The following is a 26,044-nucleotide window of genomic DNA, read 5'->3' as shown; positions in this document are numbered from 1 at the left end:
TTGCTGCGGCGCGGGGAAAATGTCGCGCCGCGATAGTTTTCTTCGGCCTCCCTCAGCGTGGGAGGCTTCAATCCGGGTGTTTGAGCAGGATCACGCCCTCGTTTCCAGCCATGTCGAGCACCTCCGAGGCGCCGATATCGGCCCGCCCGGGATGGGTGGAGAGGAGAACGCTCCAGCCTGATTCGCCCACTAGCGGGAACCGGACCGGTGACGCCGAGAAGTTCAGCACGATCCGCACGGTCTCGCCGGCCTCCATCCTCTCATAGGCCAGGACGTGTTCGAGCCCGTCCGTATCGAGCCGGCGGTAGCTTCCCACCGCCAGCGCCGGATAGGCGCGGCGGAGATGCAGGAGCCGCCGGTAAAGGGTGAGGATCGAAGTGGAATCGTCCCGCAACGCCTCCACGTGCCGCCTGTCCCGGTCAGCGCTCAGGGGAAGCCAGGGTTCGGCCTCGCTGAAACCAGCATGTTCGGTGTCGTCCCACTGCATCGGGGTCCGTTCCGGGTCGCGGCCATGGCCCGGTTCGTTGAAGCCCCAGGGGTCGCGCATCCGCTCCGGCGGGATCTCCACATGGGCGAGGCCGATCTCGTCGCCGTAATAGACCGTGGGCGTGCCGCGTAAGGTGAGGAGGAGGATCGCCGCGATCCGCGCCTGCACCTCGCCGATCCGCGCGGCGATGCGGGGCTGGTCGTGGTTGCCCAGCACCCAGTTCGGCCATCCGCCCGGGGGCAGCGCCTCCTCGTATTCGTCCACCAGGGCCGCCACGGCATCGGCCTGCCACGGGGTCTGGATGAGCTGGAAGTTGAAGGGCAGATCGACGCCGGTCAGACCGGGGCCGTAATAGGCCACCAGCCGCTCGATCGGCAGGTAGATCTCGCCGATCAGCACCCGGTCGTCGTAACCGTCCAGCACGCGGCGCATGCCGGCGATGATGTCGAACACTTCCGGGCGGTCGGCGGAATAGACCTGATCGAACCGGTTGATCTCCGGCTGTTCGGGGTGGAAGGCCGGGTTCGCGGGATTGTCGCGAAAACCCTCGTCCTTCATCAGGTGCCAGATCACGTCGACGCGGAACCCGTCGATCCCCCGGTCGAGCCAGAAGCGCAGCACGTCGTGCATCGCTTCCCGCACCGCCGGATTGCGCCAGTTCAGGTCTGGCTGCTCGGCCAGGAAGGCGTGGTAATAATACTGGCCGCTCGCCTCGTCGAAGGTCCAGGCCGGGCCGCCGAAATTGCTCAGCCAGTTGTTGGGCGGTCCGCCATCCGGGGCGGGATCGCGCCAGATGTACCAGTCCCGGCGGGGATTCTCGCGCGACGCGCGGCTCTCCGTGAACCAGGGATGCGCGATGGAGGAATGGTTCGGCACGAAGTCGAGGATGACCTTGAGCCGCCGGGCATGGGCCTGGGCGACCAGCTCGTCCAGATCGGCGAGGCTGCCGAAGAGCGGGTCGACGCCGCAATAATCGGCGACGTCGTAGCCGTAATCGGCCATGGGCGACGGATAGATCGGTGAGATCCAGACGGCGTCGACGCCGAGCCAAGCGAGGTAATCGAGGCGGCGCGTGATGCCGGGAAGATCGCCGACACCGTCGCCGTTGGTGTCCTGGAACGAGCGCGGATAGACCTGATAGACGGTCCCCCGCTTCCACCAGACGGCTTTCGCCAGATCCGGAAAAGTCGTCTCGCTTGACGTCATCCGTCCCCCGGTCTGACCCGATTCACGCCCCGATGGCGGTAACAGCCTAGCCTGCGCGGGCGCATCAAGCGACCCAGCCGTGGCTGTGTCCGCCTCATGGCGCACCAGCGCTCATCTGCCGCATTCATGAAACCTTCAGCGCGAAATGGTCTCATTCCCGCGCTGTTTCGATGTGAGGTTGGCGAATCGCGAGGATCGGGCGCGGGCAGCGGGACCGCTTGGTCCCATGGGCCGACCTCATCGATATCGCCATCGCCGAGCGGTCACCGCCGGAAGAAGCGGGTGGCGAAATCGGCGTCGCGGCAGCGACACTATGAGGGAACGAGACCATGCTGAACGAAATCCTGGCCGCCTCCGCACGGAGTGACGAGACCGGCACGCGCGCCGCCGCGGCGGAAGCGCCGGCCCGGCCGGGCTGGACCGCTCCCGCGAAACCGGCATCCGGTGACCCCGTGGCGGATCTGCGCGAAGCCATCCTCGCCAAGCTCGCCTATGCCATCGGCAAGACCCCCGAGACGGCGCGCGAGCGCGACTGGTTCGCCGCCACCGCCCTGGCCCTGCGCGACCGGATCGTCGACGCTTGCATGGACGGCAGGTCCACGAACATTCCCAACAAGCGGGTCTATTACCTCTCCCTCGAATTCCTCATCGGCCGGCTCCTGTCCGACGCCATGAACAATCTCGGCCTCGTCGACACGACCCGCCGGGCCTTGCGCGATCTCGGCATCGATCTCGGCGACGTCGAGGCGGCCGAACCGGACGCGGCGCTCGGCAATGGCGGTCTCGGCCGTCTCGCCGCCTGTTTCATGGAGAGCATGGCGAGCCTGTCGATCCCCGCCATCGGCTACGGCATCCGCTACGATCACGGGCTGTTCAAGCAATCCCTGGAGGATGGCTGGCAGAAGGAAGCGCCGGAAACCTGGCTCGCCGAGGGCAATCCCTGGGAGTTCGTCCGGCCCGAGGCGACCTACACGATCGGGTTCGGCGGCCATGTCACCATGTCGGCGATCTCGGACGGCGTGATCCGCCGGCACTGGCACCCGGCGGAGACCGTTCTGGCCGTGGCCCATGACGTCCCCGTGGTCGGCTGGCGGGGCAAGCACGTCAACACGCTGCGGCTCTGGAAGGCGGAGGCGGAATCACCCCTCGAACTCGCGCAGTTCAACGGCGGCGACCATGTGGGCGCGGTGGCGGCCCGCTCCAAGGTCGAAGCGATCTCGCGGGTGCTGTATCCGAGCGATTCCTCCGAGACCGGCCAGGAACTCCGCCTGCGCCAGGAATACTTCTTCACCTCGGCCTCGCTGCAGGACCTCGTTTCCCGGCACGTGGCCGAGCGTGGCGACCTGCGCTCGCTGCCCGACCATGCGGCGATCCAGCTCAACGACACCCATCCGGCCATCGCCGTGCCGGAACTGATGCGCATCCTCCTCGAGGATCACGGCGTGACCTGGGAGGATGCCTGGCACATCACCACCAACACGCTGAGCTACACCAACCACACCCTCCTGCCGGAGGCGCTGGAGACCTGGCCGGTGGAGCTGATGGAGCGGCTGCTGCCGCGCCACATGCAGATCATCTACCTGATCAACTGGATGCATCTCGAAGAGCAGGGACGCCACGGCAGGGCGGATGCGGCGCAGCTCGCCTCGGTCTCGCTCATCGACGAGGCCAACGGCAAGCGCGTGCGGATGGGCCATCTTGCCTTCCTGGGCGCCCGCCGGGTGAACGGTGTCTCGGCGCTCCACACCGACCTGATGCGCTCCACGGTGTTCAAGGACCTCCACGCCCTCGACACCGACAAGATCGTCAACAAGACCAACGGCATCACCTTCCGGCGCTGGTTCCACAACTGCAACCCCGAGCTGACGAAGCTCGCCGTGGAGGTGGTGGGCGAGCGCGTCCTCGACGATCCCGAGGCGCTGCTGGGGCTGGCCGATCACGCCGCCGATCCCGCCTTCCAGGCCCGCTACGCCGCCATGCGCACATCCCGCAAGGAGGCCCTCGCCAAGGTGGTGGCCGAGAATACCGGCATCGTCATCGATCCGTCGGCCCTGTTCGACACGCAGATCAAGCGGATCCACGAATACAAGCGCCAGCTCCTCAACGTGATCGAGACCGTGGCGCTCTACCAGGCGATCAAGGCCGAGCCGCACAAGGACTGGACGCCGCGCGTCAAGATCTTCGGCGGAAAGGCGGCGCCGAGCTACGTCCAGGCCAAGCTCATCATCAAGCTCGCCTGCGATGTCGCCAAGCTCGTCAACAGCGACCCGGATATCGCCGGCCGGCTCAAGGTGGTGTTCCTGCCGAATTACCGCGTCAGCCTCGCCGAGGCGATCATCCCCGGCTCCGACTTGTCTGAGCAGATCTCCACCGCCGGCATGGAGGCGTCGGGTACCGGCAACATGAAGCTGGCGCTGAACGGCGCGCTCACCGTGGGCACGCTCGACGGCGCCAATATCGAGATCCGCGACCATGTGGGGGCGGACAACATCTTCATCTTCGGCCTCGACGCGGCCGGGGTTCAGAAGCGCGCGGCCGAGCCGGATTACGCCGCCCGGGCCATCGCGGCCTCGCCGCGCCTCGCCGCTGCCCTCGATTTCATCGAGGCGGGTGGGTTCTCGCCGGAGGAGCGCGGCCGCTTCCAGCCGATCGTGGACGACCTGCGCCACAACGACCGCTACCTGCTCACCGTCGATTTCGACGATTACTGGCGCGTCCAGCGCGAGATCGACGCCGCCTGGATCGACAAGGCGAGCTGGTGGAAGAAAGCCATCCTCAACACCGCCCGGATGGCCTGGTTCTCCTCCGACCGTTCCATGCGCGAATATGCCGACGACATCTGGCGGGTGAAGGTGGGGTGAGCCGGAAGGCTCAACCCCACCCGCCGGGTGGTCGAAGACCGACGTAGCGGCTCCGCCCGGAAGGACCCTGCGGGTCCGACTTGCGTCGGTCTGCTTGCGGGCTGTCACAGACGACGTCGTCCCGGTCGCGTCGATGTCCTGAAGAGGCCGGTCGCGCCGGCCGCCATGCGCGACCGGTCTCGGGTCGCGGACGGAGACGAACCTCCGTTGCCGCGGAAGGGGGTGGCGCTCTCGGTGCCTACCCCAAGAGAATCGTCGCCTTCGACAGCGTGCTCCATATTCCCCAGGCAATGGGCAGGCCGACGGCGACCCAGGCGAGAACCGCGAGCGGCGTGACGCCGCCGCGGCCGATGCCGAAATCGCCGACCCCGCCCGGCAGGGCGGCGACCCCGTCCGCCGCTGCGGCGGCACCGCCCTTCGCTGCGGCGGCACCGCCCTTCGCTGCGGCACCGAGTTCGCCGTCGCTCATGAACCAGCGCGCGGCCAGCGGACGGACCAGCAGATTCGCCACGAAGCCCGCCGCCAGGAAACCGGCGAGGATGTACATGGTCCGGGTGTAGAGCGCCGCGCCCTCGAGGCCCGCATCCACCTGAGCCTGCCGGATCGCCGTGACCACGAAGGGACCGACCACGCCCGCCGTCGACCAAGCGGTGAGCAGGCGCCCGTGGATGGCGCCGACGAACTGCGTTCCGAAGATGTCGGCGATGTAGGCCGGGATCGTGGCGAAGCCGCCGCCATACATCGACAGGATCACGCAGAAGAACGTGACGAACAGCGCCTTCGAGCCGATCGACGCCGCCCAGGGCGCGCCGGCATAGAGCAGGCATCCGAGGACGAAGAAGGTCGCATAGGTGACCTTGCGACCGATCTTGTCCGAGATCGACGCCCAGAAGAAACGGCCGAGGATGTTGAACAGCGACAGCAATCCGACGAAGCTGGCCGCCACTGCCGCGATCTGCGTCTTCTGGCCGGCATCGAGCTCCCCGAAGCCGAGGCCGGGCAGGCCGATCAGCGCGCCGCCGAAGATTTCCTGCAACATCGGTGAGGCGAGGGCGAGGACGCCGATGCCGGCGGAGACGTTGAGGCAGAGGATCGCCCATAGCAGCCAGAATTGCGGGGTCTTGTGAGCTTGGTCCAGATGGACGTGGCCCGAGCTGATCATCGCGCTCTTCGCCGCCGGCGCGGTCCATCCCTTGGGTTGCCAGCCGGCTGGCGGCACGCGGTAGCCGAACGCGCCGCACAGCATCGCCACGATGTAGATCCCGCCCATCACCGAGAGCGTCTGCCAGACGCCGGCCGAGTCCGGTGTCTTGAAAGAGTTGATGAGCAGGGTGGCGAGCGGCGAGCCGATCATGGCGCCGCCGCCGAAGCCCATGATGGCCATTCCCGTGGCCATGCCGCGCCGGTCGGGGAACCATTTCACTAGGGTGGAGACGGGGGAGATGTAGCCGAGCCCGAGGCCGATGCCGCCGAGCACTCCCATGCCGATCCAGACCAGCCAGAGCTGATGCAGGTAGACGCCAAGGCTGCCGATCAGGAAGCCGCCGCCCCAGCACAGGGCTGCAGCGAGGCCGGCCTTGCGCGGGCCGGCCCGCTCCAGCCAGCCGCCGAACACGGCGGCCGAGAGGCCGAGCATCACGATGCCGATGGAGAAGACGATGACGAGGTCGCTGACGCGCCAGTCGCAGGCGGTGGTGAACAAGGACGTGGCGATGCTCATGTCCGGACAGGCCGCCGGTGCCGTTCGCCCGATACTGAGCGCCCGGGACAGCGGTAGCCAGAACACCGACAATCCGTAGGACATTCCGATGCACAGATGGATGGCCAGCGCCGCGGGAGGCACGAGCCACCGGTTGAACCCGGGCTTGGCGACCGTGGCCTCACGTGAGAGCCAGTGCGGGGCGGCCGCTCCCGCGAAGGCGGAGTCACCGATACGTATGTTCATGAGGCATCTCTCATCCAGACCGAAAGGCGGCCTGGTCCTCGGGATTAACACAGGTTTATAAACGTATTGCTACGCTATGGTGTGGTCCCGGGGTGAGGGTTGTATGCCGCTCGGCCGCCTCGTGGCCGGAGGATGCGTCTGCGCCTCCGTGAAGGGCCATCTTCCGGCGAACGGGGGGATGCTCATGTCCGCCACAGAGCGAGGGGGCCTCTCCTTTACGGGTGCCCTCGCGCTGCGGCTGCCGCATCGGAATCCCGCTCGACGGAGCTGGATGACCGGGTCAGATCCGGCACGCGCCTTCGAGCGCCGTGTTCTCCGCGTCCGTGAAGATCCGTGAGCGGATGAGGAAGCGCTTGTCGCGGCCGTTCTCCAGCGAGAACATGCCGCCTCGGCCGGGCACCACGTCGAGGATCAGGTGGGTGTGCTTCCAGACCTGGAATTGCGGGCGGCTGATCCAGAAATCGGCGCCGGCCACCTGGCCGAGATGGACGTCGCTGTCGCCGGTGAGGAAGTCGCCCACCGGGTAGCACATGGGCGACGAGCCATCGCAGCATCCGCCCGATTGGTGGAACATCACCGGCCCGTGCTCGGCGCGCAATTCCTCGATCAACGCGATGGCGGCCGGTGTCGCCGTGACCCGCAGGGGCGTTCCGTCGGCGCCGACCTGATCGGCGGTGGTCGCTTCGGTCGTGCTCATGGAACGCTCCCTCCCGTCATGTGACCTCGGCCGGGGAATGTCCCGAGCCGAGGTGTTCGTTCACGCCGCCTTCTTGGCAGCGGCCTCGCCGTAGAACGTGCCGCCGGCCTCCGCCATGCGCAGGAGGTTCTCCGGCACTGCGAAACGCGACCCGTACTTTGCCTCCAGGCCCTGGGCCAGGGCCACGAACGCTTTCGCACCCATGAAGTCGATGTAGGACAGGGCGCCGCCGGTGAAAGGGGCGAAGCCGAAGCCGAGGATGGAGCCCACATCCGCCTCGCGCGGGTCGGTGATCACGCCTTCACCCACGGTGCGGGCGGCCTCCAGGGCCTGAACCACCAGCAGCCGCTGCTTCAGCTCGGTGAAATCGACGTCGTCGGGGTCGATTCGCGTGGTCTGGAGCTCCGACAGGCCGGGCCAGAGCTTCTTCGAGGCGCCTTCCGGATAGTCGTAGAAGCCTTTCCGGTTCTTGCGGCCGAGCCGGCCCTCACCCTCCACCAGGGTCGTGAGCAGAGCCTTCTGAGCGGGATCGATCGCCTCGGCGCCGAGCTGCGCTTCGGTGGCCTTGACGATCTTCAGGGCGAGGTCGACGGCGACCTCATCGGTGAGGGAAAGGGGCCCCACCGGCATGCCCGCTTGCCGGCCGGCATTCTCGATCATGGCGGCGGGGATGCCCTCGATGAGCATCTTGTGGCCCTCGTACAGATAGGCGCCGACGCAGCGATTGGCGAAGAAGCCCCGGCTGTCGTTGACGACAATGGGCGTCTTCTTGATCGCGCGGACGTAGTCGAGGGCGGTGGCGAGCGCGGCGTCGCCGGTCTGCTCGCCCTTGATGATCTCGACGAGCATCATCTTCTCCACCGGCGAGAAGAAGTGGATGCCCACGAAATTGCCCGCGCGCCGCGACGCCTTGGCGAGGCCCGAGATCGGCAGGGTCGAGGTGTTGGAGGCGAAGATCACGTCCTCGCCGATCACCGCCTCCACCTTGGCGATGACCTCGGCCTTCACCTTCGGGTCTTCGAACACCGCCTCGATCACGAGATCACAGGATGACAGGTCGGCGTAATCGGCGCTGGTGGTGATGCGCGCCAGCAGGGCCTCGCGGTCGGCGGTCTTGGCGCGTCCCTTGTTGATCTGGTCGGTGACGAGCTTGTGGGCGTAGGCCTTGCCCTTCTCGGCCGCCTCGGTGGACTGGTCGAGGAGGATCACCTCCATCCCCGCATTGGCGGTGACGTAGGCGACACCGGCCCCCATGAAGCCGGCGCCGACGACGCCCACCCGCTTCACGCTGGTTTTGGCGATCTCCTTCGGCCGGCGCGCGCCCTTGTTCAGCTCGCCCATGGAGATGAACAGCGTGCGGATCATCGCCGCTGCCTCCTTGGAGCGCAGGATCTTGGCGAAGTACCGGCTCTCGACCCGCAGGGCGAGATCCATCGGCAGCTGCAGGCCCTCGTAGACCGAGGCGAGGATGGCCTTGGCGGCCGGATAATTGTCGTGGGTCTCACGACGGTAGATCGCATTGGCCGGTGGCCAGATCATCATGCCGGCGGGCGAATAGACCTTGCCCGAGGGAGCCTTGAACTTCGGCTGGTCCCAGGGAGCCACGGGCGAGCCGCCGGCCTTGATCCAGGCCTTGGCCTTCTCGACGATCTCGTCCTTCGGCGCGACCTCGTGGACGAGGCCCATGTTCTTGGCCATGAGCGGACGGATCTGCTCGCCCTTGAACAGCATCTGCAGGGCGTCGCCGGTCTGCATCAGGCGGGGGACGCGCTGGGTCCCGCCCGCGCCGGGGAACAGCCCGACCTTGATCTCGGGCAGGCCGACGCGGGTCTTCGGGTCGTCGGACAGCACCCGGTGGTGACAGGAGAGCGAGAGCTCGAAGGCGCCGCCGAGGCAGATGCCGTTCACCGCCGCCGCGAAGGGCTTGCCGCAGGTCTCGAGCTTGCGGAAGACCAGGGTGAGCTTGCGCGATTCCTCGAAGAAGTGGCGCATGGCCTCCTCCTCGCCCTTCTCGGCTTTCAGCTTCTCGTAAGCCTGGCCGAGGCCCTGGAGCATGGTCAGGTCGGCGCCGCCGGAAAAGTTGTCCTTGCCGGAGGTGATGACGCAGCCCTTCACATCGGGATCGGCCACCACGGCGTCGATGACCTGATGCAGGTCGCTCATCACCTCTTCGGTGAAGACGTTCATCGAACGGCCCGGCATGTCCCAGGTCGCGAGGGCGATCCCGTCGGCATCGACGTCGTAGCGGAAATTCGTGAGATTCATTTCTGACCCTCGAAGGTTCGGCGAAGGAATCGTATCCATTAAGGCGATCTAAAACCTTCCGATGGATAGTTTTCCGATAAAGTTCAAAGTCTTAACATGGGATAGAGTTGATGGCGTCGAGGAAGGCCTGCCAAGGATGTCGTGATGGCGTCGATCTCGATCTTGATTTTACCATGGCTTTTCAACCGATCGTCGATACCAGGGTCGACCGGATCTGGGGCTACGAAGCGCTCATCAGGGGCCCGGAGGGCCAGTCCGCCGGATCGATCCTCGGGCAGGTGACCGAAGCGACCATGTACCGGTTCGATCAGGCCGCGCGGGTGCGTGCCATCGAACTCGCCGGACGCCTGTTCCAGGCCGACGACGACACCAGATTGTCGATCAACTTCATGCCGAACGCCGTCTACGAGCCCGCGGCCTGCATCCGCTCGTCCCTGGAGGCGGCGCGCCAATTCGGCTTCGCTCACGAGCGGATCATGTTCGAGTTCACCGAGAACGAGAAATTCCGCGACATCGCGCATCTCCAGCGCATCGTCGACGAATATCGCCGCCAGGGCTTCCTGACCGCCCTCGACGATTTCGGCGCCGGCTTCGCCGGGCTCAGCCTGCTCGCCAACTTTCAGCCGGACCTGATCAAGATCGACATGGACCTGCTGCGCGGCATCGACCGTGACCGGGCGCGGCAGGTCATCACGGCGGGCATCCTCTCGATCGCCCGGCAACTCGGCATCGAGGTCATCGCCGAGGGAATCGAGACGCAGGCGGAATTCGCGACCATGCGCGAACTCGGCGCGAATCTGTTCCAAGGCTATTACTTCGCCCGTCCCCAACTCGAAGCCCTCCCGAGCGTTTCCGGCTTCGAGGCGCGGGAGCCGCGCCTCGACCTCGCGTCCTAAGGGGGGGCGAAGCCCCTCCCAGTCTTCGCGCTTTACTTCGCGCCGGTCTCTACTTGGCGCCGGTCTCTACTTGGCGCCGGTCTCTACTTGGCGCCGGGCATGGGCGGCATCGGAGCGGCCGGCTTGTCGCCGGCCGAGGCGATCGCCAACATGTTCAGGATCTTGGTGACCGCACCCTGCGAGATGACGGTGACGGTCGAGGCCGGGTCCGAATTGATCGCCTGGAACTTCTGGTAGATCTTGTCGTCGTAGATGCCGCTGAGGTGCTTGAGCTCGTCGATGTTGAACTTCTCGGCATAGGCCTTCGAGAGACCGTCGATCATGACTTCGCGCTGCTTCTCGAACTCGGCGCGGACTTCCTTGCGCACCGCCTCGGCCTTGTCTTCCGCCATCGGCTGCACGGTCTTCTCGAGAGCTCCGGTGAAGCCGGTTTCGAGGTTCTTGATCAGCGTCTTCTGAACCAGATCCTTGGCGATCGTGACCCGGTCGGACATGTCGTCCGCGCGGGCGGCGAGCGGCGCCATCAATGCCGTGGTCAGCATCATGGTGGCGAGAATGCGTGTCATCTTGGCGTGTCTCCCGATGTTGTCTTTGCGCCGCCGGTTCCGGCGGCGGGAGCGCGCCGTCTAACAGCGTTTCGAAGGGTTTGGGAGGCGGGACCGGCGAAAGCCCGCCCCGGCCCGGTTCTACACCCGCTCGATGATCGTGGCGGTTCCCATTCCGGCGCCGATGCAGAGGGTCACGAGGGCGCGCTCCTTGCCCGTGCGCTCCAGCTCGTCGAGGACCGTGCCGAGGATCATCGCGCCGGTGGCGCCCAGCGGATGGCCCATGGCGATGGCGCCGCCATTGACGTTCACCTCGGACGGATTGAGCCCGAAGGCCTGGCAGAAGCGCAGGACCACGGCGGCGAACGCCTCGTTGACCTCGAACAGGTCGATATCGGCGATGGTCATGCCGGCGCGGGCCAGCACCTTCTTCGTCACGTCCACCGGTCCGGTGAGCATGAGGGCCGGGTCCGAACCGATATTGGCGAAGGCGCGGATACGGGCGCGCGGCTTGAGGCCGGCCCGCGCGCCGGCTTCCTTCGAGCCCACCAGCACGGCGGCGGCACCATCGACGATCCCCGAGGAATTGCCGGCGTGATGGACGTGGTTGACCATCTCCACATCGGGATGCGCGTCGACCGCCACGGCGTCGAAACCGCCCATCTGGCCCATCTGGACGAAGGAGGCCTTCAGCCCGGCCAAGGACTGCATGTCGGTGGAGGGACGCATGTGCTCGTCGGTGTCGAGCAGGGTGATGCCGTTGACGTCGCGCACCGGGACGACGGAATTCCCGAACAGCCCGTCGGCCCAGGATTTCGCCGAGCGCTTCTGCGATTCGACGGCGTAAGCGTCGCACTCGTCGCGGCTGAATCCGTATTTCGTGGCGATGAGATCGGCCGAGACGCCCTGCGGCATGAACCACGACTTGATCGCGATGGCCGGGTCCACCGGCCAGGCCCCGCCCGAGGCGCCCAGACCGACGCGGCTCATGGATTCGACGCCGCCGCCGATGGTGAGGTCGTGCTGGCCGGCCATGATCTGGGCCGCGGCGAAGTTCACCGCGTCGAGGCCGGAGGCGCAGAACCGGTTGATCTGCACGCCGGGCACGTGGTCGCCGTAATCCGCCACCAGGGCCGCCGCGCGGGCGATGTCGCCACCGGCCTCGCCGACGGGATCGACGCAGCCGAGGATGACGTCGTCCACCTGCCGCGTGTCGAGCTCGTTGCGCTCCTTGAGGGCGCGCAGGGCCGTTTCGGCGAGGCGCAGGGCTGTCACCTCGTGCAACGCGCCATCCGGCTTGCCGCGGCCGCGCGGCGTGCGGACGTGATCGTAGATGAAGGCCTCGGGCATATGCGTTTCCCTGTTGTCCGCTCCTGCGGAGCGACGGCTTTCAAAGTCTGCTCTCGGTTTCTCCGTCATTCCGGGGCCGCGAAGCGGAGCCCGGAATCCAAATCCGCGAACACATCCAAGGTTTGTCGCGTCGGCGGTTCTGGATTCCGGGCTCGCTCTGCAAGCGCCCCGGAATGACGTGGTGAACTGAAAGTCTGTCGTCCGCTCTAAAACGCCTCGGCGCTCAACGCCATGGTCGTGTCGGCTCCGGCCTTGATCCGCACCAGCCGCAGGGCGGTCTCGGGAAGCGTCCGCTCCATGTAGAACCGGCCGATGACGAGCTTGTCGGCCATTTCCGGTGACGGGCCTTGCGCGATGCGCGCCAGCGCCGCCTTGGCGATCCGGCCCCACATGTAGCCCATGGCGACGAGGCCGAGGAGGTGCATGTAGTCGGTGGCGCCGGCCCCGGCATTGTCGGGCTTGGAGAAGGCGTTCTGCATGAACCACATGGTGGCGCCCTGGAGGTCGTTCAGCCCGGCCTGGAGCGGGCCGGTGAACGGCTTCATCTCGGCCTCCTCGTCATGGTCCTTGATGAAGGTCTGGACCTCGGCGAGGAAGCTCATCATCGCCCGGCCGCCATCCTTGGGTAGCTTGCGGCCGATGAGGTCCATGGCCTGGATGCCGTTGGCGCCCTCGTAGATCATGGCGATGCGGGCATCGCGCACGAATTGCGACATGCCCCATTCCTCGATGTAGCCATGCCCGCCGAAGAGCTGCTGGGCCGCCACCGCGTTGTCGAAGCCCTTGTCCGTGAGCACGCCTTTCACCACCGGGGTCATCAGGCCCATATGGTCCTCGGCCTTCTGGCGCTCGGCCGCATCGTCGGAGCGATGGCCGATATCGGCCTGAAGCGCGGTCCACAGCACCAGCGCGCGGGCAGCCTCGTTGAAGGCGCGAATTCCCATCAGGGTCCGGCGCACGTCGGGATGGACGATGATCGGGTCGGCCACCTTGTCCGGGGCCTTGGCGCCGGTGAGGGCGCGGCCCTGGAGCCGGTCCTTCGCGTAAGGCACCGCGTTCTGGTAGGCGACCTCCGACTGGGCGAGCCCCTGGACGCCCACCGCGAGGCGCGCCTCGTTCATCATCACGAACATCGCGGCGAGGCCGCGGTTCTCCTGGCCGACGAGCCAGCCCTTCGCGCCGTCATAGTTCATGACGCAGGTGGAATTGCCGTGGATGCCCATCTTGTGCTCGAGGGAGCCACAGGAGACGCCGTTCCGCTCGCCCACCGATCCATCCTCGTTGACGAGGAACTTCGGCACCACGAACAGCGAGATACCCTTGGTGCCGGCCGGAGCACCCTCGATCCGGGCGATGACGAGATGGACGATGTTCTCGGACAGGTCGTGCTCGCCGGCCGAGATGAAGATCTTGGTGCCCGTGAGGCTGTAGGAACCGTCGCCGTTCGGCAGCGCCTTGGTCTTGAGGAGCCCGAGATCCGTGCCGCAATGGGGCTCGGTGAGGTTCATCGTACCGGTCCAGGCGCCTTCCACCATCTTGGGCAGATAAGTCGCCTTCTGCTCCTCCGAGCCGTGGACGAGGAGGGCCGCCATCGCGCCCTGCGTCAGGCCCGGATACATGGCCAATGCCAGATTGGCCGAAGAGGTGAATTCGGAGATCGCGGTGTTGATCGTGTGCGGCAGGCCCTGGCCGCCATATTCCTCCGGCACGGAGATGCCCATCCAGCCGCCCTCGGCATAGGCGTCGTAGCCGGCCTTGAACCCGTCCGGCGTGGTGACGCTGCCATCCGCCTGGCGGGTACAGCCCTGCCTGTCGCCCACGGCATTGAGGGGGGTGAGCACGCCCTCGGCCAGCTTGGCGCCCTCGACCAGAACCGCCTGGATCAGGTCGGGCGACGCATCCGCGAAACCGCGCAGGTTGTTGCGTCCATGGAAGGCGAAGACGTCGTTGAGGAGAAACTGCACGTTCTCGACCGGTGCACGATAACTCGGCATCTCGTCCGTCCTCCACCCGCTTGATCGCATGCCCGATTCGGCCTCTCAGCCCCGGCACGCTTGATAGTTCATATATAAACTATCGCCATGCTGAGGAAAAGGGGCACTCTCCGCAAGGCGTCGACGATAACATAAGGCCAGTTTGGCACAGGGCTTAACCGCCTGTTTACCAAGAGTGCGAAATGTCAGCGGCAATCGATCCGTTTCGCTGCCGCTGCGACACTTCTGCGTTGCACACTGACAAACCGGATTGGGTCACGGACCTCGCTGCCCCGGGTTTGACGATGAAACGCAACGCGACGCTCAACCTGGAAGAGTTCGACCCGGAAATCCTCGATGCCGCCCGCGATGTGGCGCGTCGCGCAGGGGTGCCGGTCGAGACCTGGATCGCGTCGATCGTCACGCCGGACCAGAAGCCCAAGGCACGCCGCCGCCGCTTGACTTCGTCGATGCAGCATCAGATCCGCCCGCTCGTCGACGTTTCGAGCAGCGCGCCGTCACCCGTCGAGGCCAATCTCGCATCCGCCAAGGCCGATCCCGCACCCGTCGACGCCGCGGAGGCCGTCGTCACCGACGGCGCTGAAGTCGTCTCGGCCCACGTCGTCTCGGCTCCTGCACCGGACCCGATCGCGCCCTTCACCACCTCCATCGCCGAGATGATGCGCCGTCTCGACCAGATCGATCACAAGATCGCCCAGGATCACCAGATCTCGCAGGAGACGGCGACGCGGACGATCGAGGAGATCGAAGCCAGGATCAGCACGGTGCTGGATGCCGGCCTGTCCCCGGCGGCACAGATGGCCGAGCGTCTGGCGCAGATCGAGCGCCGCATGGTCGAACTCGGCGAGCAACTGGCCTCGCCGCGCCCCATCGGCCGGCGCGGCCGCCCTGTCGAGGTGGAGCTGCGCGACGCGGTGGCGGAAATCCGCCAGCGTCAGCGCGAACTCGATTCCGACTCTGCCACTGCCGAGCAGAAGCCTGCCGCCTCGGCGACACGGGCGCCGTCGCCGGCGCTCTCCGAATTGCAGGCCGAGACGAGCCGTCTTCGCGAATCGATCACCGGCCTCGCCACGGGCCGCGACGTCGGTGCCCTCGAACAGGCGATGCACTCCCTCGTCACCGGGGTCCAGCGCGCGCAGGAGCCCTCCGACCTCGCCGCCATCGCGGCCCCCATCGAACTGATCCGCGTTCAGGTCGCCCGTCTCGCCGACGATGTGGCGGAGAACGTCCATGCCCGCGTCGCCAGCGACGTCGAGCGCCTCGCGGCGAAGGTGGACGGGGCGCTCAGCAGCAGCGCGCCGGGCTTCGCCGACCGTGACGAACTCGGCAACCTGTTCCGCGAACTGGACGAAATCCGCCGCCTGATCGGCTCGCTCGCCGGGCCGGAGCGGATCCAGAGCCTCGCCCAGGGGCTCCAGGCGATCAGCGCCCAGATCACAGAATTGCAGGGCGGCGTCGGCGGTGACGGAGCCAACATGGCCGAGCTGCGGCCGTTGCTCGAAGAGATCCGCCTCGGCCTCCGGACCCCGCCTTCGGGTGGGATCGAGGAACAAATCCAGGCGATGGGCGCCAAGCTCGACGCGCTGCGCGAAGGCGGCTCCGTCGGCGGCGGCAGCCATTCGGACGAGATCATCGTGCGGATCGACGCCCTCGCCGACAAGGTCGAGCGGGTCAGCGTCAATCCGGTCGGCGACCTGATCGGCCGCCTCGAGGATCTCGGCGAGACCCTGCGCCGGCCGGTGATTCCCGGCGGCGACCTCGCCTCGATCCACGGCATGCTGCACGACCTCGCCGACAAGCTCGACCGGGTGGGAGGCCCCGCCGGACCCCGCGCCGAAGGTCTCGACGTGCTGGAGAAGCAGGTTCTGGCGCTGGCCAGCCGCATCGACACGCGCGACGCGGACCCCGCGATCGCCGGCCTGGAACGGACGATGTCCGACCTGCTCGGCCAGGTCTCGGCTTTGCGCGAAGAGGTTCCGATCGAGGCCGCCGTAGAGCGCGCCGCACGCAACGCCGTCGCCGAGAGCATCGGAACCACCGGTGAGACGGGCGAACTCGGAATGCTCCGGGCCAGCCTGGCAGATCTGCGCGCCCAGCAGACGGCTTCCGAGCAGCGGATGCAGGCGACGCTCGACGGCGTCCATTCCACCCTGGACAGGCTTGTCGGCCAGCTGGGCGTCCTGGCCGAGGCCGGCCCGCTCGCCGCCAGCCGCTCCACCTCGTCTCACGACCTCGCCGAACGGCTCGGAATCGCCACCGGCCGCGTGGACGAGCGGGCCCCGATGCAGGCGGGCGCCATGATCCGGCGGGCCGAGCCCTTGCGGGTGAGCCCGACGGCGCAATCCTTCGAGCTCGGTCGCGTCACGGACGAGCCGCTGGAGCCCGGCGCCCGCCGTCCCAGCCCCGACCGGTCCGCGGAGAGCGGTTCGGACGCGATCAAGCCGACCGAGAGCGACATCAAGACGAGCTTCATCGCCGCCGCGCGGCGTGCGGCGCAGGCCGCGCAGAACGAGGCCGCGATCGCGGCCCGCTCGCCCGAGATGCAGCGCCGCGGTGCCTCCGACGACGCCCTGGAAGCCTCCACCCCCGGGCGCGTTGCGCGTCTTCGCGCCGAATTCGACAAGCGTCGCAAGCCGCTCCTCCTCGGCCTCGCCGCCATCGTCCTCGCGCTCGGTGCATTGCAGGCCATCAACTCACGGCGCACCGCGACGGATGTGTCGGCGGCTCAAATCGCCGAAGCGCAGGCCGCCCCAGGCCAGCCCTCGGACAGCGCGGCCAAAACCGATTCGGCCAATGCCGACACGGCCAAGGCTGACGCATCGAAGGCTGACGCATCGAAGGCTGACGCATCTCCCACCGAGACGGCCAGGGTCGCCGCGGATACGCCTGCGCGGCCGGACCCGGAAACCACACAGTCGATCTCCGAGCCGGCCTCGTCCAAGGCCGTCCCGACCCTGACCGAATCCTCGAGCCAGCCGGCTCAGCGTCCGGTGCCGAAGGTCGCCGCCCTCGGTAATCTGGCGGGCGATCTCGGGGCGGTGCCGACGGGGCTCGCGCAGCTTCGCAAGGCCGCCCTCGAAGGCGATGGAGCCTCCGTCTACGATCTCGCCGCCCGCGCCCTCGAAGGCCGGGGCATGCCCCGCGATTTCGCGGTGGCGGCAAAGCTGTTCGAGGCCCTGGCCGAAGTCGGCTACGCCCCGGCGCAGTACAAGCTCGGCGGCCTCTACGAGAAGGGCTCGGGCGTGGTGCGCGACCTCGCCCAGGCCAAGCTCTGGTACGCCCGCGCGGCGGAACAGGGCCATGCCCGCTCGATGCATAACCTTGCCGTGGTCTACGCCGAGAATCCGTCGGCGAACGGCAAGCCGGATTACACCACGGCTTCGCAATGGTTCCGGCGCGGCGCCGAGTACGGCATGCGCGACAGCCAGTACAACCTCGCCGTCCTCTACGCGCGGGGCCTTGGGTTGCAACAGGATCTGGTCCAATCCTACCTCTGGTTCTCCGCCGCTGCGGCCCAGGGCGACGACGATGCGGGCCGGAAGCGCGACGATGTCGCCGCCAAGCTGGCGCCGAAGGATCTGGTGGTGGCGCAGAAGCTCAGCACCGCCTTCAAACCGAAGGCATCGGTGGCGGCAGTCAACGAGCCTCCCGCGCCCACCGGCGCCGGCGTGGATGGGTCGATGAGCCTGATCGGTGCACCGCCCCCCGCCACACCGGCTCCGACCACGCCGCGCCGTACCACGGGTGCCTGACACACCGGTCGCATGCGGACATGGACTGCGCGTGATAGCGACGCGCGTAGCGTCGACGCGGGCGGAGCGAAGTCGAATCGACGTTCTTGTTCAGAGCGTTACCTGAACCCGGACGCGACTCGATCCGTCGGCGGCTCTGGATCGGCGGGGCGTTTCGCGCGGCGAGAACCGTGTATAGTCACGGCAGATGAGATCCTGGCCGCGGATCGCGGACGATCGCGGGATCACGGACCAATGGAGCCGGAGATTCGATGGCGCGTGTGACGCCCATACCGACATCAGCCCTCGTTCTCGGCGTCGCCGGCCTCATTCCCTTTCTGGGGTTCGCAGTCTCTTTCCCTCAGCGGCAGCGATGGTGGCCTCGGCAATGTCGGGCTGGCCCCACGCACCATCCTCTCGACCTATGGCGCGGTGATCGCATCGTTCCTCGGCGGCATTCGCTGGGGCGCGGCCGCGTCGGGCGGAGCGGGCGGGCGCGACTACGTCATCGCCATCCTGCCCTCCCTCATCGCCTGGGCGGCCCTGGCCTTCCCCATGCCGTGGGACCTGCGCGTGCTCGGCCTGCTCGTCCTCGGCTGGGGCTTCGTCGATCTCGACCTCGTCCGGCGTGGCCTCGTGCCGACCTGGCTCGGACGTCTGCGGCTCGTCCTGTCGGTCGTCGCCGGCTGCGCGCTACTGATCGCGGCATGAGCTTTCAGGGCCGGTCGGGGCCGAGCCGCGAGAGGTAGCGCTCCGCCTCGTCCCAGGTGTCGGCCGTCCCGGAAAAGCCCACATAGCCGTCGGGCCGAACGAGGATCAGCCGGTCGCCTTCGGGCGGGCGTCGCGGCGTCGGTTCGAGCAGGGCGGGATACCGCTCCGCGAAGCTCGCTCCCCGTGCCGCATCCGCCGCGTAGAGAACGAAGAGCGGCACCGGGCCGGAGCCGGCGGGCAATCCGTCATCGTGCTCCGGGGCCCAGCGCTTTCCCGCCTCGGGGCCGTGAGAGAGCGGGCTGTCGGTATAGGCGATCTCCACCTCGCTCATCGTCGCCGCCATCTTGTCCTGCACGGCGTGGAAGCCGAGCATGAACCGGAGCGCGAGGTTGCGGAATCCCTGCGCCACGAGGTTCGACAGGGTCGCCATGTCGGTGAGCCGGGCGGCATTGCGCAGCACCATGTCGCCGACGGCGCTGCGCTCGGGGCTGTAACTGTCGAGCAGCGAGCGCGCGGCTTGCCCCCGCTCCACCATCGCCAGCTTCCAGGCGAGGTTGATGGCGTCGTGCATGCCGGTATTCATGCCCTGGCCACCGGCGGGGCTATGGATATGCGCCGCGTCGCCGGCCAGGATCGCGCGCCCCTGCGAGTATCGCGAGACCTTGCGCTCGTTGATGCGGAAATGCGTGAGCCAGACCGGATCGACGACACGAAAGCCGCCCGCGCGCTGGTCCACCAGGGCCTGTACGTCGCCGAGGGTCGGGTCCGGGCGCGGATGCGCCGGATCGGTCTTGCCGACCTGCGCGATGACCCGCGCGCGGCCGCCGGGGATCGGGAAGACCACGAGCGGCCCATCCCGGTGGAGATAGGTCGCGATCTCATCGCCGGGCGGTGCGTCGTCGCCCTCCACGCGGATATCGGCGAGGAGCCAGTCGTCCCCCTGCGCCTCGCCCGCGAAGGCGAGATCGAGCCCGTGCCGCACGGTGCTGTGCGCGCCGTCGCAGCCGATGAGCCAGGATGCCGAAATGGTCTCCTCAGCACCGTCCGCGTGGCGCAGCGTCGCCTCGACATGCTCGTCACCCGTCACGAAGCTCACGAGTTCCACCTCGCGCTCCACCGCGACGCCGAACGTGGCGAGATGCTCGATCAGCAGGCGCTCGGTCTCCCGCTGCGGGATCATGAGGGCGAAGTTGTAGGTGCTGGCGACGGCGTCGAACCGGATATGGCCGAGGATGCTGCCGGCGCTGCGCAGGGCCGCTCCATGGACGCGCAGACCGGCATCGAGGAAGGCTTGCCTGCAGCCCATCCGGTCCATGAGTTCAAGGCTGCGCGGCCAGACCACGAGCGCCTTCGAGGTCTGCGTCGGCTGCGGGCTCTTGTCGATCAGGCGGATGCCGATGCCGTATCGGGCGAGTTCGGCAGCGAGGGTGAGGCCGACCGGGCCGGCCCCGACGATGAGCGCTTGAAGCATGACCGTGCCCTGGCTCCGCTGCGATTCGCATTCGAAGCCACTGTATCGGAGATTCGATCACCCTCGGTAGAGACAGACCTCCCTGCCAGGAGGGTATGGGGCGACCACCATTCCGGGCCGGGGGTAGCGATGGAGTCCAAGACGACCGCGTGGTGGCCTCCGATCGGTTGCGGATTGGCCTCCCTGCATGCGGGCCTGATCGTCTCGTTCGCCCTCGGCCGCCTCCTCACCTGACCGAAACGCGACCTCATCCTTCGAGGCCTCCGCTGCGCTGCGGCGCCTCAGGATGAGGCGATTGGTTGGGATGGTCCATACTCACCGGGTCGTCGACCCATGAACCCGATCGACGATGCCCTTAAATCGGAGAGTGCCCCCATGCCGCCATCGTCGCTCGGCAGCGATGGCCGGGCAGGATTTGCCGCGCGGGACGCCCCAGCGGCGATGGGGTTTCTCTAAGTATCTGACATGAAACAGGATTTCACGCCACTACCGGCGGCGGCGTTTTTGCAATGCAGGCGTGTATCGCTGGGAAAGTCGTGCCGCCATGTCCATCGGTCTTAACGGAATATCCGCCCCGGGAGCGAGCTACCCCGTCCGCACGACACCGTCAGGATCGACGGAAGCGTCGGCGAAGGACGACTTCCTGAAATATGCCAAGATGACGCCCGCCGAGAAAATCCGCGAAGAGATCCTCAAGAAGATGGGCCTCACGGAGGAAGCGTTGGCCGGGATGCCGCAGAAGGAGCTCGAAAAGATCAACCAGGCGATCAAGGAAAAGATCGAGGAACTGGTGAAGCAAGGCCGGGAGAAAGTCGTCGGAGCCTTCGCCGACATCAAGGCCTGAAGAGACGGCACGCGGCCGGGTGGCGCTCAGTCCCGGGCCAGCATCGCTTTGCCGATGGCGAAGACCCGGCCGTCTCCCAGGAGATGCGCGGTGAAACCAGCCGGAAACAGCGGATCGAAGGCCGGGTTGCGCACGTTGAGGCCGCCCGCATAGGCACCGAAAGCCGGCATCACCAGGCGCTTCCCGTCGGTGACGAAGCAGCGGCGCCGAACCGCGCGGCCGCGCATGGCGACCTTGCCGCAGGGATGCAGATGCCCGGCGATCTCGCCCTCCGGCGCATCCGCCAGCGGCTCGTGCCGCAGGGTCAGTCCACCGAGCGCCATCGTCTCGGCATAGCGCCCGCCGACGCCCTCGGAGACGGCATGGTCGTGGTTGCCGGCGATCCAGACCCAGTCCCGGCCTTCCTGGAGGGCGGCGATCATGGCCCGGTCACCGGGCTCCATCCGCTCGGGGCCGCGCGCATCGTGGAAGGAATCGCCCAAAGCCACGACGCAGGCCGGGTCGAAGCGGGCCACCGCCTCGTGCAGGCAGGCCAGGGTCTCGCGGGTATCGTAGGGCGGCAGGAACTGGCCCGAGCGCGCGGCATAGGCCGAGCCCTTCTCCAGATGCAGGTCGGAGACGATCAGGGTCCGGTGCGCGGCGAGCCACAACCCGCCGCAGAGGTCGAGGGTGAGCGCTTCGCCGGCCAGCGTCAGGCCGGGGGTCTTGATGGTCCGTTCGAGTTTCTGGCCGAGCGCCAAGATCGCATCCTCTAATCCGGGGAAGGGGCGCGTCACCGAATCGTCACCCGAGCGCTTCTTCGAGAAGCTGCGCCTCGGCCTCCGCCAGGATCTCGTCCGCGCCTTCGCCGTAGACCTTCTCGCGCCCGATTTCGAGCATGACGGACACGGAGAGCGGCGAGACGCGGTCCAGCGCCTTGTGGGTGATTCGCCCCTGGATGCGCCTCAACATCATGCCGAGGCGGGCCACGTCGAGGAGTCCGGTTGCCGCATCCTGCCGCGCGGCGCGCAGGAGCAGGTGGTCGGGCTGGTGCTTGCGCAGCACGTCGTAGACGAGATCGGTGGACATGGTGACCTGCCGCCCGGTCTTCTTCTGGCCCGGATAGCGCCGCTCGATCAGCCCGGCGATCACGGCGCATTGGCGAAACGTGCGCTTCATCATCGAGGATTCGTCGAGCCAGGCTTCGAGATCGTCACCGAGCATGTCCTCGGCGAACAGGGCGCCGAGGAAGCCGGGCTCGCGGGCGATGGCCTCGCTCACGTCGCGGGTCATCCAGATGGCGATGCCGTAATCGTTGGCGGCAAAGCCGAGGGGACGCAGGCCCGCCCGCTCCAGGCGGCGGGTGAGCAGCATGCCGAGGGTCTGGTGAGCCAGTCGTCCCTCGAAAGGGAAAGCGGTGAGGTAATGGCGCTTCGCCCGGGGGAACGTCTCCACGAGGAGGCCGTCGGGCCCCGGCAGGATCGAGCGGCTGCGCTGCTGGACGAGGTAGTCCGCCACCTGTTTCGGCAGCCGGTCCCATTCGAACGGATCGGCGATGAGGGCGCGCACGCGAGCGGCGAGGAAGGTCGAGAGAGGAAACTTCGCTCCCGCATAGGACGGGATCGCCGGGTCGGTGCCCGGCCCGGCCTTGCTCGCCAGGGCCTCGTCCTCGGACAGGCCCTCGAAGCGCAGCACTTCCCCGGCGAAGAGGAAGGTGTCGCCCGGCGTCAGGGTATCGGCGAAATCCTCTTCGATCTCGCCGAGAACGCGCCCGCCCTTGGGCAGGATGGCGCCCGGTTTACCTCGGACGCCGCGCGCGAGGCGCACCTTCACCTTGGCGGATTCGACGATGGTGCCGACATTCATGCGGTATTGCTGGGCGATCCGCGCATCGCGCACCCGCCACAGCCCGTCCGGCCCGCGCAGGATCTTGGCGAACCGCTCATAGGCACGCAGCGCGTAGCCCCCCGTCGCCACGTAATCGACGACGGCCTCGAAATCCTCCCAGGACAACGTCGCGAAGGGCGCGGCCGAGACGATCTCCTCGTAGAGTTGCAGCGGATCGAACGCATCGGCGCAGGCCATGCCGAGGACATGCTGGGCGAGAACGTCCGGCGCGCCGAGTCGGGCATCCGGCGTGTCCTGTGCGGCTTCCTCCACCGCATCGAGGGCGGCCTGGCATTCGAGGATCTCGAAGCGGTTGCCGGGGACGAGATAAGCCTTCGACGGCTCGTCCATCCGGTGGTTGGCGCGCCCGATCCGTTGCATGATCCGGCTCGCGCCTTTCGGTGCGCCGATATTCACCACGAGGTCGACATCACCCCAATCGATGCCGAGATCGAGGGTCGCGGTGCAGACGATGGCCCGCAATTGCCCCGCCGCCATGGCCGCCTCCACCCGCCGCCGCTGGCTGGCATCGAGGGAGCCGTGATGGAGCGCGATCGGCAGCGACGCCTCGTTGATGCGCCAGAGTTCCTGGAAGGTGTACTCGGCCTGGAGCCGGGTGTTGACGAAGACCAGCACCGTCCGGTGCGCCTCGATCAGTTCGTAGATCGCCGGCATCGCCTGACTGGCGGTGTGGCCGGCCAGCGGCAGGGTCAGGCCGGTATCGAGCAGGTGGAGGTCGGGTGCTGCCCCGCCTTTCACGACGACGAGGTCGGCCATGGCATCACCTAACCCTCCCCCCTCTGCGGGGGAGGGTGGCCCGCGAAGCGGGTCGGGAGAGGGGAGCGCCGGTTCCGGAGAGGTCGACCCCTCTCCCGCCTGCTCCGCAGGCACCCTCCCCCGCAGAGGGGGGAGGGTCATCGAGCCCTGCGGCACCAGATACCGCCTCAGATCGTCCGGCTCGCGCACGGTGGCGGACAGCCCGATGGCGGTGAGGTTCGGGCTGAGGCGGTGGAGCCGCGCCAATCCGAGCGACAGCAGGTCGCCCCGCTTCGAGGTGACGAGGGCGTGCAACTCGTCGAGCACCACGCAGGAGAGGGTGGCGAAGAGCTCGGCCGCCTCGCGATGGGCGATGAGCAAAGCGAGCTGCTCAGGCGTCGTCAGCAGGATGTCGGGCGGGCGCTCGATCTGGCGCGTGCGCTTGTGTGAGGGCGTGTCGCCGGTGCGGGTCTCGACCCGGATCGGCAGGCCCATCTCGGCGATGGGCGCTTCGAGATTCCGGGCGATGTCCACCGCAAGGGCTTTCAACGGCGAGATGTAGAGGGTGTGGAGCCCCCGCGCTTTTCGCGATGGCGCGCGCTCGGACAGGGCGACGAGGCTCGGCAGGAAGCCAGCCAGCGTCTTGCCGGCCCCTGTCGGCGCCACCAGCAGGGCCGAGCGCCCGTCGCCGACAATCCGAAGCAGCTCGAGCTGATGCGGACGGGGCGCCCAGCCGCGCGAGGCGAACCAGGCCTCGAACGGCGCGGGAAGCCGGCCCTCAGGCAAGGATCGTCAAGCCAAAGCCATCAGGAACCGGTCGATCAGTTCGAGGGCGCGCCCGGTCATCGCACCGGGATAGCGCACGAAGATGTGGCAGCCGCCGGGATAGATCGCGGTATGGCCGCCATTGCCCGCTGCCGCCCAGCGGGACGACATGTAGAGCGTGTCGTCGAGCAGCGGATCGTGCGTGCCCACCGAGAACAGGGCGGGCGGCAGGCCCTTCAGATCGGCATAGAGCGGCGACACGTCGGGCCGGCGCCGGTCGATGCCGTCGCGGACATAATCGTTGGCGAAGGTGGTGAGGTCCTTGGTGTTCACCACGAGGCGGGTGTCGCCCCAGTTGCGGACGCTGGGGGTCAAACCGAGATCGAAGAAGCCGGCATTGAGGTTGGCGCCGCGGAAGGCGCGGGGCAGGTTGTGCCGGTCGCGCAGGCGCAGCAGGGTCATGACCGCCAGATGCGCGCCGGCCGATTCACCGCCGATGGTGAGCGCCGAGATGCCGAACTCGGCCTTGCCGGGGCCTGCGAGCCACAGGGCCGCCGCCTCGCAATCCTCCAAAGCCGCCGGATAGGGATGTTCCGGGGCAAGGCGGTATTCCACCGACAGGCAGACGAAGCCGCAGGTATCGGCGATCCGCTCCAACCATGGATCCTGCTCGTCGGCGGCGCCCCAGACCCAGCCACCCCGGTGGATGTGGAGGTAGGCTCCGCGGAGCTTCTGCCACTTCTTCGCGTCCGGGCGGATGACCCTCAGAGAGAGCGGACCACCCGGGCCGTCGATGATCACCGTCTCGGCGCGCGCGCTGCGCGGCATCGCCGGAGAGGCCTGGGTTCCCTGCCGGCGGCGCGCGCGCACTTCGGAAAGGGGAATCGACCAGGGATCGGCCTGGGCCGCATGGGCCGCGATGATCTCGGCGTTCAGGCGATGGGTCTCCGGATCGATCGTCGCCGGGTCGAAGAGGGCGTGGTCGATCATGGAACGGTTCGTCTCATCCAGTGTGGGGCCGAAGCAGCGTTCGGGCGGGAGGGTCGAATGTGGGCGAAGCCCGCACCGATGCCAGTCGCCTTGCCGGCACGAGACGGCCTAACGCCCCAATGGACAGACGGTTTCGTTCGGGTGTGTCGCATCGGTCACGCTTCCGCCGGGTTCGCCGGCTTCAGAGAAGCCGATGAGGCCCCATATGTCCGAGAGAGTTCGGCCGTCGGACCACGGCCAGAGGATGACAGCATGATCGTCGACAACGACCCCCGCCGACAGGGACCGTACCAGGGCCGTCCCCCGGTCGGCAGTGGCTATTCCGATGGAGAACCGCGTTCGGCCCTGCGCCGCTTCCTCGGCGGCTCGCCCATGGCCGTGCTGGTGAAGCTGCTGTTCCTGTCCATCCTCGTCGGCGCCATCATGGCGATGCTGGGTGTCACGCCCGGCCTGCTGTTCTGGCACATCTACGATGCGGGCCGCGCGCTCATCGATCTTGGATTCGAGACCTTCCATGATTTCGGCCGCTGGATACTAGCCGGTGCCGTGGTGGTGGTGCCGCTCTGGCTGCTGTCGCGGTTCCTGTCGGTGTCGAAATAGCCAGGCCGGAACGCATTCTACCGAGGAACATGAAAAAGGCCGGCGTTTCCGCCGGCCTTTTTCA

16 protein-coding genes and 1 pseudogene are annotated in these 26,044 nt (G+C 67.6%); 6 read left to right on the top strand and 11 right to left on the bottom strand.

Translation table 11 applies throughout. From position 1 onward, the window contains the following. Window positions 1-67: 67 nt before the first annotated feature. Complete coding sequence (locus tag ACYQML_RS24305) at window positions 68-1,693, bottom strand: alpha-amylase family glycosyl hydrolase (protein ID WP_461234297.1); 1,626 nt, start codon at window positions 1,691-1,693, stop codon at window positions 68-70. A gap of 329 nt (window positions 1,694-2,022) precedes the next feature. Here ACYQML_RS24305 and ACYQML_RS24300 point away from each other — a divergent pair, with 329 nt between their 5' ends. Continuing rightward, a complete protein-coding gene (locus tag ACYQML_RS24300; RefSeq protein WP_461234296.1) occupies window positions 2,023-4,554 on the top strand; it encodes a glycogen/starch/alpha-glucan phosphorylase in 2,532 nt (843 codons plus the stop codon). Between the two features lie 238 nt (window positions 4,555-4,792). Here ACYQML_RS24300 and ACYQML_RS24295 read toward each other — a convergent pair whose 3' ends face one another. The 3 genes from ACYQML_RS24295 to ACYQML_RS24285 form a co-directional block, all read right to left on the bottom strand. Continuing rightward, on the bottom strand, window positions 4,793-6,499 hold the full coding sequence (locus ACYQML_RS24295; RefSeq protein ID WP_461234295.1) for an OFA family MFS transporter: 1,707 nt from the start codon (window positions 6,497-6,499) through the stop codon (window positions 4,793-4,795). Window positions 6,500-6,779: 280 nt separating this feature from the next. Further along, entirely contained in the window at window positions 6,780-7,196 is a 417-nt protein-coding gene (locus ACYQML_RS24290) for a DUF779 domain-containing protein (protein ID WP_056426231.1), read from the bottom strand. 60 nt (window positions 7,197-7,256) lie between these two features. Continuing rightward, the gene (locus tag ACYQML_RS24285) at window positions 7,257-9,461 is read right to left on the bottom strand and encodes a 3-hydroxyacyl-CoA dehydrogenase NAD-binding domain-containing protein (RefSeq protein WP_461234294.1); all 2,205 of its coding nucleotides are present in this window, start codon (window positions 9,459-9,461) and stop codon (window positions 7,257-7,259) included. Between the two features lie 110 nt (window positions 9,462-9,571). Here ACYQML_RS24285 and ACYQML_RS24280 point away from each other — a divergent pair, with 110 nt between their 5' ends. Further along, window positions 9,572-10,357, top strand: coding sequence for an EAL domain-containing protein (locus ACYQML_RS24280; protein ID WP_082470028.1), 786 nt, complete (start codon window positions 9,572-9,574; stop codon window positions 10,355-10,357). An 83-nt stretch (window positions 10,358-10,440) separates the two neighbouring features. Here the strand turns inward: ACYQML_RS24280 and ACYQML_RS24275 are convergent, their stop codons facing one another. The 3 genes from ACYQML_RS24275 to ACYQML_RS24265 form a co-directional block, all read right to left on the bottom strand. After that, a complete protein-coding gene (locus ACYQML_RS24275; RefSeq protein ID WP_056426222.1) occupies window positions 10,441-10,923 on the bottom strand; it encodes a DUF2059 domain-containing protein in 483 nt (160 codons plus the stop codon). A gap of 120 nt (window positions 10,924-11,043) precedes the next feature. After that, window positions 11,044-12,252 (bottom strand): acetyl-CoA C-acetyltransferase, encoded by a 1,209-nt coding sequence (locus ACYQML_RS24270; protein ID WP_461234293.1) that lies wholly within the window; start codon window positions 12,250-12,252, stop codon window positions 11,044-11,046. A 206-nt stretch (window positions 12,253-12,458) separates the two neighbouring features. Further along, a complete protein-coding gene (locus tag ACYQML_RS24265; protein ID WP_461234292.1) occupies window positions 12,459-14,246 on the bottom strand; it encodes an acyl-CoA dehydrogenase C-terminal domain-containing protein in 1,788 nt (595 codons plus the stop codon). A gap of 284 nt (window positions 14,247-14,530) precedes the next feature. On the opposite strand from ACYQML_RS24265, the gene ACYQML_RS24260 reads away from it, so the two are divergent. Together ACYQML_RS24260 and ACYQML_RS24255 are read left to right on the top strand one after the other, a co-directional pair. Further along, window positions 14,531-17,998 carry a tetratricopeptide repeat protein gene (locus ACYQML_RS24260; protein WP_461234291.1) on the top strand — a complete coding sequence of 1,156 codons (3,468 nt, stop codon included), beginning with the start codon at window positions 14,531-14,533 and terminating at the stop codon, window positions 17,996-17,998. Between the two features lie 251 nt (window positions 17,999-18,249). After that, a pseudogene (locus ACYQML_RS24255) lies at window positions 18,250-18,688 on the top strand (DUF3429 domain-containing protein). A 4-nt stretch (window positions 18,689-18,692) separates the two neighbouring features. Here the strand turns inward: ACYQML_RS24255 and ACYQML_RS24250 are convergent. Then, window positions 18,693-20,159, bottom strand: coding sequence for an FAD-dependent monooxygenase (locus ACYQML_RS24250; RefSeq protein WP_461234290.1), 1,467 nt, complete (start codon window positions 20,157-20,159; stop codon window positions 18,693-18,695). 544 nt (window positions 20,160-20,703) lie between these two features. Between ACYQML_RS24250 and ACYQML_RS24245 the strand changes: the two genes are divergently transcribed. Continuing rightward, on the top strand, window positions 20,704-21,003 hold the full coding sequence (locus ACYQML_RS24245) for a hypothetical protein (protein WP_056426204.1): 300 nt from the start codon (window positions 20,704-20,706) through the stop codon (window positions 21,001-21,003). A 26-nt stretch (window positions 21,004-21,029) separates the two neighbouring features. Here the strand turns inward: ACYQML_RS24245 and pdeM are convergent, their stop codons facing one another. The 3 genes from pdeM to ACYQML_RS24230 are packed head-to-tail and all read right to left on the bottom strand — an operon-like array spanning window position 21,030 to window position 25,380. Beyond that, the gene (gene pdeM / locus ACYQML_RS24240; RefSeq protein WP_461235781.1) at window positions 21,030-21,743 is read right to left on the bottom strand and encodes a ligase-associated DNA damage response endonuclease PdeM; all 714 of its coding nucleotides are present in this window, start codon (window positions 21,741-21,743) and stop codon (window positions 21,030-21,032) included. Window positions 21,744-21,786: 43 nt separating this feature from the next. Continuing rightward, a complete protein-coding gene (locus tag ACYQML_RS24235; RefSeq protein ID WP_461234289.1) occupies window positions 21,787-24,411 on the bottom strand; it encodes a ligase-associated DNA damage response DEXH box helicase in 2,625 nt (874 codons plus the stop codon). 6 nt (window positions 24,412-24,417) lie between these two features. Next, a complete protein-coding gene (locus tag ACYQML_RS24230) occupies window positions 24,418-25,380 on the bottom strand; it encodes an alpha/beta hydrolase (protein WP_311276295.1) in 963 nt (320 codons plus the stop codon). Window positions 25,381-25,632: 252 nt separating this feature from the next. Between ACYQML_RS24230 and ACYQML_RS24225 the strand changes: the two genes are divergently transcribed. Further along, complete coding sequence (locus ACYQML_RS24225; protein ID WP_056452303.1) at window positions 25,633-25,980, top strand: DUF6460 domain-containing protein; 348 nt, start codon at window positions 25,633-25,635, stop codon at window positions 25,978-25,980. Window positions 25,981-26,044 lie beyond the last annotated feature (64 nt).

This window comes from Methylobacterium sp. CM6244 (assembly GCF_054817885.1).
Note: the sequence above shows the minus strand (reverse complement) of the source record. Positions and strands in the feature narration are given on the sequence as shown.